The following is a 14,853-nucleotide window of genomic DNA, read 5'->3' as shown; positions in this document are numbered from 1 at the left end:
GTCGCCGTGGTGCTTGTCGTTGTCGCAGTCCTTGTCGCGGTGCCACCTGCCGTGGTGGTCACGCCACCATTCGCCGTGGTGCCAGTTGCCGTCGTGGTCGCGCCACCAGTCCCGGGCCGCCGCACGCGCCCCGCGGACCGGGCGCGGGCCGCCGGGCGCGCGGGGATCCGGCGACGCGGACCGAGGGCGGCGTCGGCCCTCCCGTCGCCCTCCGGCCGGCGCACCCACACGACGGCGCCGGTCCAGACGAGGACGACGGTGAGGGCGATGGCGACCCACGTGACGGGGTGCCAGGCGCTGTCCTCCTTCGCCTGTGGCGCCGCCGAGCCCGGCCGGGCCGCCTCGTCCTCGGCGTTCCGGGCGGCGATGAAGGGCTGGTAGACCTCTAGTGGCACGGATCCGGCCAGCGACTCGCGCGCGCCCTCGTCGAGCGCCCGGACATGGTCGTCCTCGATGGTGAACCACGCGTCGAGGGGCACGTCGTGGATGAAGGGGCTGGCCAGGTCGAGGCCCTCCAGCGCCTCCCCCAGGTCACGGTCGCCGCTGAGGCGGTCGAGCGCGACGTCACCGGTGGTCTCGCGCCCGGCGAACAGCGCACCCACCGCGCCGCCGTCGAGCAGGAGGGGCGCCACCCACTGGTCGCGCACGGGCTCCACGGCGGGCGAGAGGGTCCCGCCGGCGATCAGGTTCGGCGACCAGGTCATCACCGCGCGCACGCTGCCGACCTCGACGTCGGCGCGCCGTTCGGCCGTGACGTCCCTCAGCTCCCTGCCGCCCTGCGTGACCACGACGCCGGGTCCCTCGGCCGCGAACCAGGCGGCGACGTCGGCGGGGACCCCGGCGCCGGTGGGCCGAGGTGCGGGCGACGGGCCCTCAGCGGCGTCCGGGGTGGAGGAGGGCACGGCTGCCGCCACCGACCCCGGCGCGGCCGCGGCCGACGCCGGCGCGACCGACGGGACCACGACGGGGTGGGGCGCGGCCGCCGCGACGGCGGGCACCGCGGCCACCGCGGCCATCAGGGCGCCGGCGAGGGTAGCGAGCACGCGCGCCCCGAGCCGGCGGCGCGGGGCCGGGCGCCGGAGGGTCACGACGGCCCCGGGCGCAGCGCCGTGAGGTCGACGCCGGCCCACCGCTCCCCCACCGGCCGCACGATGACCTCCCGCGGGGCCGGCTCCGCGAGGCCCTCGATGTCGTCGGTGACGACCCCCGGGGTGCCACGCGGCCGGCGGACCTCGATCTCGAGCCGGTCCGCGGCGAGGACCTCGACCTTGCCCTCGCCCCACTCGACCACCGTGACGGAGTCCTCCAGGGCGGTGTCGAGGTCGAGGGCGTCGACCTCGTCGAGGGAGCCGAGCCGGTACGCGTCCACGTGCACGAGGTCGGGCCCGTGCACGAGCGAGGGATGGACCCGCGCGATGATGAAGGTCGGCGAGGCGACCTGGCCGCGCACGCCCAGGCCGGTCCCGATGCCCTGCGTGAGGGTGGTCTTGCCCGCGCCGAGCCCGCCGCTGAGCAGCACGAGGTCGCCGGCGCGCAGCAGCGCCGCCAGGCGCGTGCCGAGCTCCCGGGTCGCCTCGGCGTCGGGGACGGTCAGTGTCACGTCGGTCATGCCTGCTCCTGCCTGTGCCCGTCCAGGGCACGCGTCCCGCCGACGTGCACCCGCGGCACGCGGGCGCCCAGGCGGGTGACGATCTCGTAGTTGATGGTGCCGCTGGCGGCGGCCCAGTCGTCGGCGGTGGGGGTCCCGCCGGTGCCGTCGCCGAAGAGGACGGCCGTGTCCCCCTCGCGCACGGCCGCGCTCTCGGGACCGAGGTCCACGACGACCTGGTCCATGCACACGCGGCCGGCCACGTGGTACCGGCGCCCGGCGACGGAGATCGGCCCGGCGTTCGAGGCGGCGCGGGGGATGCCGTCGCCGTAGCCCAGCGGCACCACGGCGAGGTGGGTGTCGGAGACGGTGACGGCGGTGTGCCCGTAGGACAGCGGGGTGCCGGCGGGCGCCGCCTTGACCACCGTGAGGCGGGCCTCCAGGCGCATCGCGGGGCGCAGGCCGATCGCGGCGGAGGTCGCCACGGCCGGGGCGGGGCTGAGCCCGTAGACCGCGATCCCTGGCCGCACGAGGTCGAAGTGCGTGGCCGGGTGGAACAGTGTCCCGGAGGAGGCGGCGAGGTGGCGCACCTCGGGGCGCGCACCGGCCGCCTCGGCCTGGGCGACGGCAGTGGTGAAGATCCCCACCTGCCTCGCCGTGGCGGGGTTGTCCGGCTCGTCCGCGCACGCGAGGTGCGACCAGATGCCGACGACGTCGAGCGTGCCCTCCGCCTGGGCGGCCAGGGCCGCGCCGAGCAGCGAGCCGAAGGCCTCGGGGCGCGCGCCGCCGCGGCCCATGCCGGTGTCGACCTTGAGGTGGACGCGTGCCCGGCGCCCGGTGGACCGGGCGGCCGCGGCGATCTCGGCCACCGCCCACGGGGCGGAGGCCGACAGGTCCAGGTCCGCCCGCAGCGCGCGGTCCAGCGGGGCGCCGGGCGCGAAGATCCAGGTGAGGATCCGCGGCGGGGTGGCCGACGGCCCGCCCGCGGGGGCCGCGGGCACGGCGGCGGGCGCCCCGGTGGCCGCGGCGAGGCCGGCGCGCAGCTCGAGGGCCTCGCCGAGCTGGGCGACGCCGAGCCACGTGGCGCCGCCGTCCAGCGCCGCGCGGGCCACCGGCAGCAGCCCGTGCCCGTACGCGTCCGCCTTGACGACCGCCATGACCTGGGCGGTGGGGGCGGCGGCCTGCAGCACCGCGATGTTGTCCTCGATGGCGCCGAGGTCGACCACGGCGCGCGCCGGGTGGACGGGGTGCGTCGGTTCGCCGCCGGGCGCGGGGGTGCCGCCGAGGAGGGCGGGAACGGGAAGGCTCACGGGGTCCAGTGTTCCACCCGCCGGCGCGGCGCCGGCCACCACCCTGAGGCGGCCCGGTCAGCCCAGAAGGGTGCGCAGCGCGGCGGGCACGGCCCCGGCCACGTCGAGGGCGGTGATCGGCGCCCCTGGGCCGCCGGTCGCCATCGGCTCGCCGGGTCCCGGCCCGCCGCCGCCCGGCCCGGGCACCGCGAGCCCGGCGGCGAGGCGCGCGGCCCGGCCGTGCACGAGCGCGGCCGCGGCGGCCAGCCGGGCCGGCAGGCTCGCCCGCTGGGCGCCGTCGTCGGCGGCGGCGAGCACGTCGCCGTACCCGGCCAGGAGCGCGCCGAGGATGCCGGCCAGGACGTCGCCGGCGCCCGCCGTGGCCAGCCACGCCGTCCCGTCGGCCTGGGCGTGGACCGGCCCGTCGGGGGCGACGACGAGGGTGGTCGCCCCCTTGAGCAGCACCGTCGCGCCCGTGATCTCGGCGGCCAGGCGGGCGTGCCGGGCGGGTGCGGCGTCGACCGCCGCCCGGGTGGTCGCCTCGCCGCGCGCGGTGAGCAGCGCCGCCAGCTCGCCGGCGTGCGGCGTGAGCACGGCGGTCTCGGGCAGGTCGGGGAACCGGTCGTCGTGCAGGAGGGTCAGCGCCCCGGCGTCGAGCACTACAGGCAGCAGGTCGGCCAGCGCGGCCGCGAGGTGCTCCTCCATCTCCTCCGCGCGGCCGACGTCGGCGGGGTCGATGCCGGAGCCGATGGCCCAGGCCTGGACGCGGCCCCGCGCGGTGACGACCTCGGGGTGGCGGGCGTGCACCAGGGCGGTGGGGGTGCCCGGCCCCAGGTAGCGGATCATGCCCAGGCCGGCGCCCAGGGCGCCGGACGCGGCGAGCACCGCCGCGCCGGGGTACGCCTGGGAGCCGGCGACGAGTCCGAGGACCCCTCGGGTGTACTTGTGGTCGGCGGGGCCCGGGACCGGCCAGAGGTCGGCGACGTCCGCGCCCAGCAGCCGGCACACGGACGGCGCGGCGGCCGCGAGCGCGGCGTCCAGGCCGAGGTCGACGATCTCCACGCGCCCGGCCAGCGCCGCGGCGGGCGGCAGGAGTAGGCCGGGCTTGGCGGTGCCCATGGTCACCGTCACGTCGGCGGGCAGGACGGGGCCGTCCACGGCGCCGTCGTCCACGCCGATGCCGCTGGGCACATCCACGGCGACGACCACCGGCTCGTCCGGGGACGACGCCTTCTCGGCGGCCAGGGCCGCGACCACCCCTGCAAGGGGCTCGCGGAGCCCGCCGCGCGCGCCGATCCCCGTGAGGGCGTCCACCCAGACCCCGGCGCCGCGGGCGAGCCGGACGACGCCGTCCCGGGCGCCGTCGTCCGCGCGGGCGCCGTCGTCCCGGGCGCCGTCGTCCGCGAGCGCGCCGAGCACGTCGTGCAGGCGCACACCGGCCGTGCGGGCGGCTGCGAGCCCGCCCGGGTGGACGCGGTCCGCCAGCAGGGCGGCGTGCACCTCGCAACCGCGCCGGGCCAGGTGCGCGCCGGCGTGGAGGGCGTCGCCGCCGTTGTTGCCGCCGCCGACGAGCAGGAGCACCACCGATCCGCTCACGCGGTGACCGCGCGCGCGCAGCTCCGCGGCGACGTGGGCGGCCAGGGCGAACGCGGCCCGGTCCATGAGGGGCACGCCGGCGGCGAGCAGCGGCTCCTCGGCCTCGCGGACGGCGGCGGCGGTGTGCGCGGTGATCATGTGCCCATGGTGCCGCGCCGGGCGGGCCCTGACCCGGCATCGGCCGGCGCCGGGCTCAGGACTCCGCGACCACCATGGCCGAGGCGATCCCGGCGTCGTGGGAGATGGACAGGTGCCAGCGGGTGATGCCCAGCTCGGCGGCGCGCGCGGCCACCGTGCCGCGGATCTCCACGACCGGGGCGGAGCCGGTGACCCGGTGGACCGTGCAGTCGTGCCAGCGCATGCCGGCCGGGGCGCCGAGGGCCTTGGCGATCGCCTCCTTCGCGGCGAACCGGGCCGCGAGGGAGGCGTCGGGCAGGTCCCGCTCCTCGGGGGTGAAGATCTTCTCGCGCAGGCGCGGCACCCGGTCGAGCTCGGCGATGAACCGGGCGACGTCGCACACGTCGACGCCCACGGCGACGATCATGAGGCCGGCCCGGCCGGCGCCCGCGTCACTCCACCGTCACCGACTTGGCGAGGTTGCGCGGCTGGTCGACGTCGTAGCCCTTGGCGCCGGCGAGCTCGGCGGCGAAGATCTGCAGGGGCACGACGGTGACGAGCGGCATCATGAGCGTCGGGGTCCTCGGCACCCGGAAGATGACGTCGGCGTAGGGCGTGACCGCCTCGTCGCCCTCCTCGGCGATGACCAGGGTCTTGGCGCCGCGGGCCCGCACCTCCTGGATGTTGGAGACGACCTTGGAGTGCAGCAGCGGGCGCCGGGGCGTGGGGACGATGAAGAAGACGGGCTGGCCGTCCTCGATCAGGGCGATGGGGCCGTGCTTGAGCTCGCCGGCGGCGAAGCCCTCCGCGTGGATGTAGGCGAGCTCCTTGAGCTTCAGGGCACCCTCCAGCGCCACCGGGTAGCCCACGTGGCGGCCGAGGAAGAGCACCGAGGTGGCGTCCTTCATGGCGCGGGCCACGGCGCGGACCTCCTCCTCGTTGTCGAGGATGTGCTGGATCTTCGCGGGGAGCGCGGCCAGCTCCTCGAGGTAGCCGGCCACCTCGTCGGGGTACTTGTTGCCCCGCAGCTGGGCGAGGTAGAGCCCGAGGAGGTAGCAGGCGGTGATCTGCGCCAGGAACGCCTTCGTGGAGGCGACGGCGACCTCGGGGCCGGCGTGGGTGTACAGGACGGCGTCGGACTCGCGCGGGATCGTCGAGCCGTGGGTGTTGACGATGGCGAGCACCTTGGCGCCCTGCTCGCGGGCGTGGCGCACGGCCATGATCGTGTCCATGGTCTCCCCGGACTGGGAGATGGCCACGACGAGGGTCTTCTCGCTCACGACCGGGTCGCGGTAGCGGAACTCGTGGGCGAGCTCGACCTCCACGGGGATCCGGCACCAGTGCTCGATGGCGTACTTGGCCACGTGGCCGGCGTAGGCGGCGGTGCCGCAGGCGACGACGATGATCTTGTCGACGCTGCGCAGGATGGTCTCGTCGATGCGCAGCTCGTCCAGGACGAGGTTGCCCGCGGTGTCGGTGCGCCCGAGGAGGGTGTCGGCCACGGCCTTGGGCTGGTCGTGGATCTCCTTGTCCATGAAGGTGGCGTAGCCGCCCTTGACGGCCGCGTCAGCGTCCCAGTCCACGGTGAAGCGACGCCCCTCGGCGGGGTTCCCGTCGGCGTCGACGACTCGCACGTCGTCGGCAGTGATGGTCACGACCTGGTCCTGCCCCATCTCGAGGGCGTCCTTGGTGTGGGAGATGAAGGCGGCGACGTCGGAGCCGAGGAAGTTCTCGCCGTCGCCGAGGCCGATCACCAGCGGGGAGTTGCGCCGCGCGCCCACCACGGACCCGGGGGCGTCGGCGTGGATCGCGAGGAGCGTGTACGCGCCCTCCAGGCGCCGGGTCACCGTCAGCATCGCCTGCGTGAGGTCCCGGGCGGCGTTGTACTCGCGCGCCAGGAGGTGCGCGACCACCTCGGTGTCCGTCTCGGAGGTGAAGGTCACCCCGGCGGCGGCGAGCTCGGCGCGCAGGGGCGCGAAGTTCTCGATGATGCCGTTGTGGATGACGGCGAGCTTGCCGTCCTCGCTGAGGTGCGGGTGGGCGTTGGCGTCGGTGGGGCCGCCGTGGGTGGCCCACCGGGTGTGCCCGATGGCCACGGTCGCCTCCGGCAGCGGGCTGGCCTCGAGCACGCCGCGCAGGTTGGCGAGCTTGCCCGCCTTCTTCGCGCTGACCAGGCCCATGGGGGCCACCAGCGCGACCCCGGCCGAGTCGTACCCGCGGTACTCCATCCGGGCCAGGCCCTCCATGGCGACCTCGAGCGGACGGTTGCTGGGCATAGCGGGGCCTACGTACCCGACGATTCCACACATGCGCGTCAGGATAACCGGCGGCGCCGCCCGCCGGGCATGACACCGGTCACTGCGTGATGGGCCCCACACCCCGGCCCCGGGGCGCGGAGGTGCGGGGTTGCCGCGCGGCGGGCGGGCGTGCGCCAGACTTGGTGCGTGCCAGCCTTCCCGCGCGCCCTGACCACCGCCGCCTCACCGTTCGTCGAGTTCGACCGGGACGCGTGGAGCCGGCTGGCCGCCTCGACCCCCCTGCCGCTCACCGACGCCGACGTCGTGAACCTGCGCGGGATGGGCGACCCGCTGGACCTGGCCGAGGTCGACGTCGTCTACCGGCCCCTCTCCGGGCTGCTGCAGCTGTACGCGGCGGCCACGCGCGCGCTGCACCAGGCGACCTCGACGTTCCTGGGCGAGCGCGCCACCCGCACCCCCTACGTCATCGGGGTGGCGGGCTCGGTGGCGGTGGGCAAGTCCTCCACCGCGCGGCTGCTGCGCGAGCTGCTGCGCCGCTGGCCCCAGACCCCGCGGGTCGAGCTGATCACCACGGACGGCTTCCTCTACCCGAACGCGGAGCTGGAGCGCCGCGGGCTGCTGGAGCGCAAGGGCTTTCCCGAGTCCTACGACCGCCGTGCCCTGCTGCGCTTCGTCTCCGAGGTCAAGGCCGGGGCGCCGGAGGTCGCGGCCCCGCTCTACGACCACGTCACCTACGACATCGTGCCGGGCGGCTCGCAGAGCGTGCACCACCCCGACGTGCTCATCGTCGAGGGCCTCAACGTGCTCCAGCCGGCCCGGGCGACCGCGAACGGGACGTCCTCGCTCGCCGTCAGCGACTTCTTCGACTTCTCGATCTACGTGGACGCCCGCAGCGCGGACGTCAAGCGGTGGTACGTCGAGCGGTTCCTCGGGCTGCGCCGGACCGCGTTCTCCGCGCCGGACTCCTACTTCCGCAAGTACGCGGACCTCGACGACGTCGCGGCGGTCGCCAAGGCCGGGGAGATCTGGGACGCCATCAACGCCCCGAACCTCGCGCAGAACATCCTGCCCACGCGCGGGCGCGCCACCCTCGTGCTGACGAAGTCCGGGGACCACAGCATGCACCGCATGCGGCTGCGAAAGCTGTAGCCGGCGGACCTCAGGTCCCGGGCGTCGAGGCCTGCGCCCCGTCCCGCCCCTCGTCGCCGTCGTCCGCGAGGTTCATCCGCTCCTCGGGCGAGGGGATATGGGGGAACCAGCGTCGCTGGGCGATGCCGAGCACCTTGTCCACGATGATGCCGATGACCACCCCGCCGGCCACGCCGACCGCCACGGCGACGATGGGATGCTCGTGCAGGAACACGCCGGCGCCCACGCCCAGGAGGGTCGAGTAGCCGCCCCACACGACGGCGGCGAACGCCACGATGATGACGAAACGGCGCCGGGGGAACCCGACGGCCCCCGCGGTCATGTTCACCGCCACGCGGCCGATGGGGATGAACCGGGCCGAGAGGATGAAGACGGTGCCGCGGCGCGCCAGGGCGTGCTTGGTCCGGTTCAGGGTGGCCTGCCCGCGGGGGGACGCGAAGATCCGCAGCCGGTCGATGGGCACCTTGGTGCCGATCGTGTAGGCAATCACGTCCCCGCAGAACGCGCCCACGGCCCCCGCGGCCAGGAGCAGCCACAGGTTCGGGCCGTCGCCGTGCATCGTCAGCGCGGCCACCGCGATGATGATCGACTCGCTGGGCACCGGCGGGAAGAAGCCGTCGATGGTGGCCAGCACCGCGACGGCGACGAGGATCCAGGGCGACCCCGTCAGCCCGAGGACGAACTCCTCCACCGCCGAGGCATCTAGCAAGAATCACTCCCAGGTTCCGGACGCCGAGCGGGCGCGTGCGCCGGGGTCGGCGCACCGGCAACGTTACGTCACCGCGCGCGGCCGGCGGCATCGGTGCCCGCCCCGGCGACGCCCCTGGTCATCCGGCCGCGCGGCGTCAGGGACCCGGACTCGCGCGGCCGCGGGCGTCAGAGGGCCAGGCGCTCGTGCACCACCCCGGCGAGGCGGCTCGCGGCGGCGTCGGCCTGCTCCTGGGTGCCGGCCTCGACCATGACCCGCACGAGGGACTCGGTCCCGGAGGGGCGCAGCAGCACGCGGCCCGTCTCCCCCAGCTCCGCCTCGACGGCCGCGACGGCGTCGCTGATGCCCTCGTCGCTGCTGGCGCGCGTCTTGTCCACGCCGGGGACGTTGACCAGCACCTGGGGCAGGCGCGTGACGACGGACGCGAGGTCGGCGAGGGTGCGGCCCGTGGCGACGACCCGCGCGGCGAGCATGAGGGAGGTGAGCACGCCGTCGCCGGTGGTGGCGTGGCGGGCGCTGATGACGTGGCCGGACTGCTCGCCGCCGAGGGTGTAGCCGCCCGCGCGCATCGCCTCGAGCACGTAGCGGTCACCGACGCCGGTCTGGACGGTCGCGATCCCGGCCCGCCGCATCGCGAGCAGCAGCCCGAGGTTGCTCATCACCGTCACGACCAGGGTGTCCCCGGCGAGCGTGCCGGCCTCCTTCATCGCCGTCGCGAGCAGGCCCATGATCTGGTCGCCGTCCACGATGCCGCCGGTGTGGTCGACGGCCAGGCACCGGTCGGCGTCCCCGTCGTAGGCGACGCCGAAGGCCGCCCCGGACGCCACCGTGACGGCCTGGAGCTGCTCGGGGTGGGTGGAGCCGCAGGCCTGGTTGATGTTGCGCCCGTCGGGCGAGGCGTTGATGACGACGACGTCGGCGCCGGCCTCCCGCAGGGCGAGGGGCGCGATGTCGCTCGCGGCGCCGTTGGCGCAGTCCACGGCGATGCGCAGGCCGCGCAGGTGGTCCCCCGCCGCGCCGACCAGGTGGTCGATGTAGTTGCGGTCCGCGAGCGTGGTCTCCGCGGTGATGCGGCCGACGTCGCCGCCCACCGGGCGGTCCCACGCCGTCCCGAGCCGCGCCTCGATCTCGTCCTCGATGCCGTCCTCGAGCTTGAAGCCGCCGCGCGCGAAGAACTTGATGCCGTTGTCCGGCATCGGGTTGTGGGACGCGGAGATGACCACGCCGAGGTCGACGTCGGTGCTCGCGGTCAGGTGGGCCACGCCCGGGGTCGGCAGGACGCCCACCTGGGTCACGTCCACGCCCGCGCTCGCCAGGCCGGCGGCGATGGCCGAGGAGAGGAACTCCCCGGAGATGCGGGTGTCGCGGCCGATGACGGCGCGGGGACGCCGGCCGGCGACGTCCCCGGAGGCGGCCAGCTGCCGCGCGGCCGCGACACCGAGGTCCAGGGCCAGCTCCGCGGTGACGTGCCGGTTGGCGAGGCCGCGTACGCCGTCCGTGCCGAAGAGCCGTGCCATGTGTCTACCTCCGAAAGATCTGCGTGTGGTGCTGTCGTTGCGCGTGGCCATGGTGCCACTGCCGCCGGGGGCGGGATGCCGGGCGCCGGGCGCCGGGCGGAGCCTTGCTGGGCCGCCGGACGCACGACGGCCCCGCCACACGGGTGCGTGGCGGGGCCGTCGGGAGCGCCGGTCAGCGCTTGGAGTACTGCGGTGCCTTACGGGCCTTCTTCAGACCGGCCTTCTTGCGCTCGACCGCACGGGCGTCACGCTTGAGGAATCCGGCCTTCTTCAGCGCCGGGCGGTTCGAGTCGTGGTCGATCTCGTTGAGCGCGCGGGCGATGCCGAGGCGCAGCGCGCCGGCCTGGCCCGAGATGCCGCCGCCGTTGATGCGGGCGATGACGTCGAAGCGACCCGCGATGTCGAGCAGCGCGAACGGCGAGCTCACCAGCTGCTGGTGGAGCTTGTTCGGGAAGTAGTCCTCGAGCGTGCGCCCGTTGATCTTCCACTCACCGGTGCCGGGAATGAGCCGGACGCGGGCGATGGCCTCCTTGCGGCGGCCCAGGGCCTGGCCCGGGGCGGTCAGGGACTGACCCTGGCCGGTCGCGGGAGCTTCGCTCTCGCTGGTGTAGCTGCTGGGGACGTTTTCGTCGTCCAGCTCGATGTCGGCAGTGGTCTCAGCCACAGTTCTCCTTCAGTCCTGTTCCAACGGTGCCTGCAGGCGCGTGAGCGCTACTGGGCAACCTGGGTGATCTCGAAGGCCTGCGGCTTCTGCGCGCTGTGCGGGTGCTCCGCACCGCGGTAGACCTTCAGCTTGCTGATCTGGGCTCGGCCCAGGGAGTTCTTCGGGATCATGCCGGCAACGGCCTTCTCGACGGCGCGCTCCGGCTTGGTGGCCAGCAGCTGCGCGTAGGAGGTGGCCTTCAGCCCGCCCGGGTAACCGGAGTGGTGGTAAGCGAGCTTCTGCTCGCGCTTGCTACCGGTGAGGGCGACCTTGTCAGCGTTGATCACGATGACGAAATCGCCGTTGTCCACGTGCGGGGCGAAGGTCGGCTTGTGCTTCCCACGGAGCAAAGTGGCGACCTGGGTCGCCAGACGGCCGAGGACGACGTCGGTAGCGTCGATGACGTACCAGTTCTTCGTGACGTCGCCGGGCTTCGGTGTGTACGTGCGCACGGGCGTAGCCTTCGTTTCTTCAGCGTTCGTTCGATCGGGCCCAGCGATGGCGGCGCTGCGACCCATGGTCAGGTGGTGCTCGCTGCGCGCATCCGCGCCGCTGCACCGGCGAGTGGGAGCACCGGGGAGCGCATAGGGATGCACAACGACTACCCACGATACTGCCGCGGGGCGCCCACGGTCAAAACATCGGGCCGGGAGCTCGCGTGAGACCCGCCACGACGGCGGGAGAGCCGCCACGACGACGGGGCGCCGGTCCTTCCGCGGTGCCCGCGCCCCGTCGGCGGTAACCTGCGAGCGTAGTGACTGCTGCGCGACGGTGCGGTCCGGGCCGGCCGTGGCCACATGAGCGGGTCCGGGAGGTGGCGGTGCGCACGACACGGCTGCGTCCGGTGCTCCAGCTCCGGGCGGACGGGACCGAGCGGCGGCGCGCCGACACCCTCGCGGGCGAGGAGCCGCTCGAGATCCGCGTCGGCGGCGCCGCGTTCAGCGTCACCATGCGCACCCCCGGGGACGACTTCGACCTCGTGGTGGGCTTCCTCCTGTCCGAGGGCGTGGTGTGGCACCCGGACCAGGTCGCCGGCGTCTCCTACGCCGCCGGGGTGAACCCGGACGGCACCGCGAGCTACGACGTCGTGGACGTCCGGCTCGCCCCCGGGGTGGCCGCGCCGAGCGCGTCGCTCGAGCGCCACGTGTACACCTCCAGCTCGTGCGGGGTGTGCGGCACGGCGTCCATCGAGGCGGTCACCAAGGCGTCGCGGTTCGCCGTGGCCGACGACGGCTGCCGGGTGCCCCTGCCGGTGCTGCTCGGGCTGCCGGAGCGGCTGCGGGCCCGGCAGCGGCTCTTCGACCGGACCGGGGGCGTGCACGCCGCCGGCCTGTTCGTCCCGGACGGTGACGGCGGGGTCGACCTGGTGTGCCTGCGCGAGGACGTCGGCCGGCACAACGCCGTGGACAAGGTGCTCGGCTGGGCGCTGCGGGAAGGGCTGCTGCCGCTGCGGGGAGCCGTGCTGCAGGTCTCGGGCCGTGCGTCCTTCGAGCTGGTGCAGAAGGCGCACATGGCCGGGGTCCCGGTGCTCGCCGCCGTCAGCGCCCCCTCCTCCCTCGCGATCGAGCTGGCGGAGGAGACCGGGCTGACGGTGGTCGGGTTCAGCCGTGGGAGCAGCGCGAACGTCTACTCCAGGCCCGACCGGATCGCGCGCACGGTCGCCGCGCCGCACGGCTGAGGGACGCGCCGCACGGCTGACGGCCCCGTCGTCCCCGGCCAGGTCAGCGCGGACCGTGGATCCCGGAGCGCCGCCCGCGCCGTCAGCGACACCTCCGGGACGCCTCCGGGACGCCCGTCCGGCGCCACCGGCCCTCCCCGGTGGCACGCTGATGTCATGAGCAACGAGTTCGTCAGCCCGGGTCCCGGCCAGTTCCTCGACGACGAGTCGTGGCAGCCCGACAAGGAGGACGGCCTGCTGGAGACGGACGCCGACGACGTCCTCGAGGAGGGCGTGGCCGCGGCCGAAGAGGATCCGCTCGCGGGCCTCGACCTCAGCCAGCGCGGGCAGGTCGAGGGCGAGCCCCTGCGCGGGCGCCTGGGGCGGGAGGAGCCCGACGACCGGCGCGACGAGGACGACGACGAGGAGCAGGAGGACGCCCTGGGGCTCGGGGACGAGGACCGCAGGGACGACCCCGACCGGCGGGTGGGCCGCCTCGTCGCGCTGCCCGACGACGACGACAGCACCGACCTGCTCGGCGAGGAGCAGAGCATCGCCGCCGAGGACGCCGGGGTCGCGGGCGGGGATTTCAGCGCCGAGGAGGCCGCCATGCACATCGTGGCCGACGACGACGACGCCGGCGGCCTGACCGACGACCCGGACCCGTACGGGGCCGTGTACGACGAGCGGCGGTGAGCGGCCGAGGCCCCTCCTTCTGCGAGCACGCCCGGCCGGTGGCACGCTGGCTGCATGAGCACAGAGAGCACTGAAGGCGTTCCGAGCACCGAGGGATCCCCCGGTTCCGACCAGTTCCTGGCCGACGAGTCCTGGCAGCCCAGCGAGGAGGACATGCTCCTCGACAACCCGTCGGACGACGTGCTGGACGAGGGCCTCACCGCGCCCGACGACGACCCCCTGGCGGGCGTCGACCTGACCGAGTCGGGCCAGCGGGAGGGTGACACGATCGCCGAGCGGGTGGCGCGCGAGGAGCCGGAGGTGTGGGAGGAGCGGCCGGCCGACGACTCGCCCCACGCCGGGCCGGGCACCGGCGGCGAGCCGGCACCCGACGGGGTGGACGAGACCTCGGTGGGCCGTCTCGTGGCCGAGCCCGACGACGACGACCCGAGCGACACGCCGGGCGAGATGCAGGACGTCCTTGCCTCCGACGTCGGGCTGGACGGGGCCCGCTTCATGCCCGAGGAGGCCGCCATGCACCTCACTGACACGGAGGACGTCGCCGTCGACGAGGGCGGCACGATCGACCCGGACGACCGCCCCTGAGCCAGCCCGGCCGCCCCTGAGGCGACGCACCGCCCCTGAGGCTCGGGCCGCCGCGCCCGGGCCTCAGGGCAGCGTGCGCACGTTCCTGGCCTCCGCGGCCCGCGCGGCGAGCTCGTGGTCGCCCGGGTAGGCCACCTCCTCGAGGGTGAGGCCGTGCCCGGCGACCACGGCGACGCCCGGCTGCCGCTCGCGCCCGGCCAGCACCTGCGCGGGCCACGGCGCGTCCCGGCGCCCCTCCCCCACGGCCACGCTCGCGCCGACGAGCGCGCGGACCATGGAGTGGCAGAAGGCGTCGGCGCGCACGGTGGCGACCACGAGGCCGGCGTCCGGCGCGCCGGCCGGCACCCGACGCCAGCGGAAGTCCTGGAGGGTGCGGATCGTCGTGGCCCCCTCACGGGGCTTGCAGTAGGCCGCGAAGTCGTGCTCGCCGAGGAGCCCGGCCGCCGCGTGGTCCATGGCGGTCACGTCCAGCGGGCGGGGGTGCCACAGCACGTCGGTGCGCCGGATCGGGTCGCGGAACCGGGCGTCGTCGGCGACCCGGTACGCGTAGCGGCGCCACACGGCGCTGAAGCGCGCGTCGAAGCCGGCCGGCGCCTCGCCCGCCCCGCGCACGACGACGTCGCTCGCCCCCCGCGGGCGCTGCCCCCGGCCGAGCACCCCGGCCAGCCGGGCGACGAGCGCCTGCCCGGGCGCCCGGTCGCCGCGACCGGGAAGGGCCAGCCAGGCGCCGCGGGGGACGTCCAGGTGCGCCACCTGCCCGCGCGCGTGGACGCCGGCGTCCGTGCGGCCCGCCACGGTCAGCCGGGCCGGCGCGGGCAGCCGCAGCACGGTGGTCAGCGCCTCCTCCAGCACGCCCTGCACCGTGCGGAGGCCCGGCTGCGTCGCCCACCCGGCGAACGCCCCGCCGTCGTAGGCGACGTCGAGCCGGATCCGCACGGCGTCCGCGCGCTGGGGGTCCTCGCCGTTGCTCACGCAGCGAGGCTAGTACC

At 75.4% G+C, this 14,853-nt stretch carries 14 protein-coding genes and 1 pseudogene; 4 read left to right on the top strand and 11 right to left on the bottom strand.

Annotation, left to right across the window (positions count from 1 at the left end; all coding sequences use genetic code 11):
* The 6 genes and pseudogenes from EJK16_RS19420 to glmS all read right to left on the bottom strand — a co-directional run.
* Window positions 1-1,043: pseudogene (locus EJK16_RS19420) on the bottom strand (hypothetical protein); the annotation flags it as partial.
* A 41-nt stretch (window positions 1,044-1,084) separates the two neighbouring features.
* Window positions 1,085-1,609: a tRNA (adenosine(37)-N6)-threonylcarbamoyltransferase complex ATPase subunit type 1 TsaE gene (gene tsaE, locus EJK16_RS19415; protein WP_127132362.1), complete on the bottom strand. Its 525-nt coding sequence runs from the start codon at window positions 1,607-1,609 to the stop codon at window positions 1,085-1,087.
* The gene (alr, locus tag EJK16_RS19410; RefSeq protein ID WP_127132360.1) at window positions 1,606-2,898 is read right to left on the bottom strand and encodes an alanine racemase; all 1,293 of its coding nucleotides are present in this window, start codon (window positions 2,896-2,898) and stop codon (window positions 1,606-1,608) included. The genes tsaE and alr overlap by 4 nt, the downstream gene beginning before the upstream one ends.
* A gap of 57 nt (window positions 2,899-2,955) precedes the next feature.
* Window positions 2,956-4,611 carry an NAD(P)H-hydrate epimerase gene (locus tag EJK16_RS19405; protein ID WP_127132358.1) on the bottom strand — a complete coding sequence of 552 codons (1,656 nt, stop codon included), beginning with the start codon at window positions 4,609-4,611 and terminating at the stop codon, window positions 2,956-2,958.
* 55 nt (window positions 4,612-4,666) lie between these two features.
* On the bottom strand, window positions 4,667-5,017 hold the full coding sequence (locus EJK16_RS19400; RefSeq protein ID WP_127132356.1) for a holo-ACP synthase: 351 nt from the start codon (window positions 5,015-5,017) through the stop codon (window positions 4,667-4,669).
* Window positions 5,018-5,042: 25 nt separating this feature from the next.
* Window positions 5,043-6,899: a glutamine--fructose-6-phosphate transaminase (isomerizing) gene (gene glmS, locus EJK16_RS19395; protein WP_127132354.1), complete on the bottom strand. Its 1,857-nt coding sequence runs from the start codon at window positions 6,897-6,899 to the stop codon at window positions 5,043-5,045.
* Window positions 6,900-7,034: 135 nt separating this feature from the next.
* Between glmS and coaA the strand changes: the two genes are divergently transcribed.
* Window positions 7,035-7,997 carry a type I pantothenate kinase gene (coaA, locus tag EJK16_RS19390; RefSeq protein WP_127132352.1) on the top strand — a complete coding sequence of 321 codons (963 nt, stop codon included), beginning with the start codon at window positions 7,035-7,037 and terminating at the stop codon, window positions 7,995-7,997.
* Between the two features lie 10 nt (window positions 7,998-8,007).
* On the opposite strand, the gene EJK16_RS19385 is transcribed toward coaA, so the two are convergent.
* From EJK16_RS19385 to rplM, 4 genes are all read right to left on the bottom strand, one after another.
* Window positions 8,008-8,706 (bottom strand): DedA family protein, encoded by a 699-nt coding sequence (locus EJK16_RS19385; RefSeq protein ID WP_127132350.1) that lies wholly within the window; start codon window positions 8,704-8,706, stop codon window positions 8,008-8,010.
* A 167-nt stretch (window positions 8,707-8,873) separates the two neighbouring features.
* Window positions 8,874-10,223, bottom strand: a complete 1,350-nt coding sequence (glmM, locus tag EJK16_RS19380) for a phosphoglucosamine mutase (RefSeq protein ID WP_127132348.1) — start codon at window positions 10,221-10,223, stop codon at window positions 8,874-8,876.
* Between the two features lie 172 nt (window positions 10,224-10,395).
* On the bottom strand, window positions 10,396-10,887 hold the full coding sequence (rpsI, locus tag EJK16_RS19375) for a 30S ribosomal protein S9 (RefSeq protein ID WP_127132346.1): 492 nt from the start codon (window positions 10,885-10,887) through the stop codon (window positions 10,396-10,398).
* 47 nt (window positions 10,888-10,934) lie between these two features.
* Window positions 10,935-11,378, bottom strand: coding sequence for a 50S ribosomal protein L13 (gene rplM, locus EJK16_RS19370; protein ID WP_127132344.1), 444 nt, complete (start codon window positions 11,376-11,378; stop codon window positions 10,935-10,937).
* A gap of 362 nt (window positions 11,379-11,740) precedes the next feature.
* On the opposite strand from rplM, the gene fdhD reads away from it, so the two are divergent.
* From fdhD to EJK16_RS19355, 3 genes are all read left to right on the top strand, one after another.
* Window positions 11,741-12,604, top strand: coding sequence for a formate dehydrogenase accessory sulfurtransferase FdhD (gene fdhD / locus EJK16_RS19365; RefSeq protein WP_127132342.1), 864 nt, complete (start codon window positions 11,741-11,743; stop codon window positions 12,602-12,604).
* Window positions 12,605-12,760: 156 nt separating this feature from the next.
* A complete protein-coding gene (locus EJK16_RS19360; RefSeq protein ID WP_127132340.1) occupies window positions 12,761-13,279 on the top strand; it encodes a DUF5709 domain-containing protein in 519 nt (172 codons plus the stop codon).
* Between the two features lie 54 nt (window positions 13,280-13,333).
* Window positions 13,334-13,864 (top strand): DUF5709 domain-containing protein, encoded by a 531-nt coding sequence (locus tag EJK16_RS19355; protein ID WP_127132338.1) that lies wholly within the window; start codon window positions 13,334-13,336, stop codon window positions 13,862-13,864.
* Between the two features lie 63 nt (window positions 13,865-13,927).
* Here the strand turns inward: EJK16_RS19355 and EJK16_RS19350 are convergent, their stop codons facing one another.
* On the bottom strand, window positions 13,928-14,836 hold the full coding sequence (locus EJK16_RS19350) for a tRNA pseudouridine(38-40) synthase TruA (protein WP_127132336.1): 909 nt from the start codon (window positions 14,834-14,836) through the stop codon (window positions 13,928-13,930).
* Window positions 14,837-14,853: the final 17 nt, after the last annotated feature.

The organism is Georgenia sp. SYP-B2076, assembly GCF_003991205.1.
GTDB lineage: Bacteria > Actinomycetota > Actinomycetes > Actinomycetales > Actinomycetaceae > Georgenia.
The sequence above is the reverse complement of the archived record's forward strand: the minus strand, read 5'-3'. Positions and strand labels throughout refer to the sequence as shown.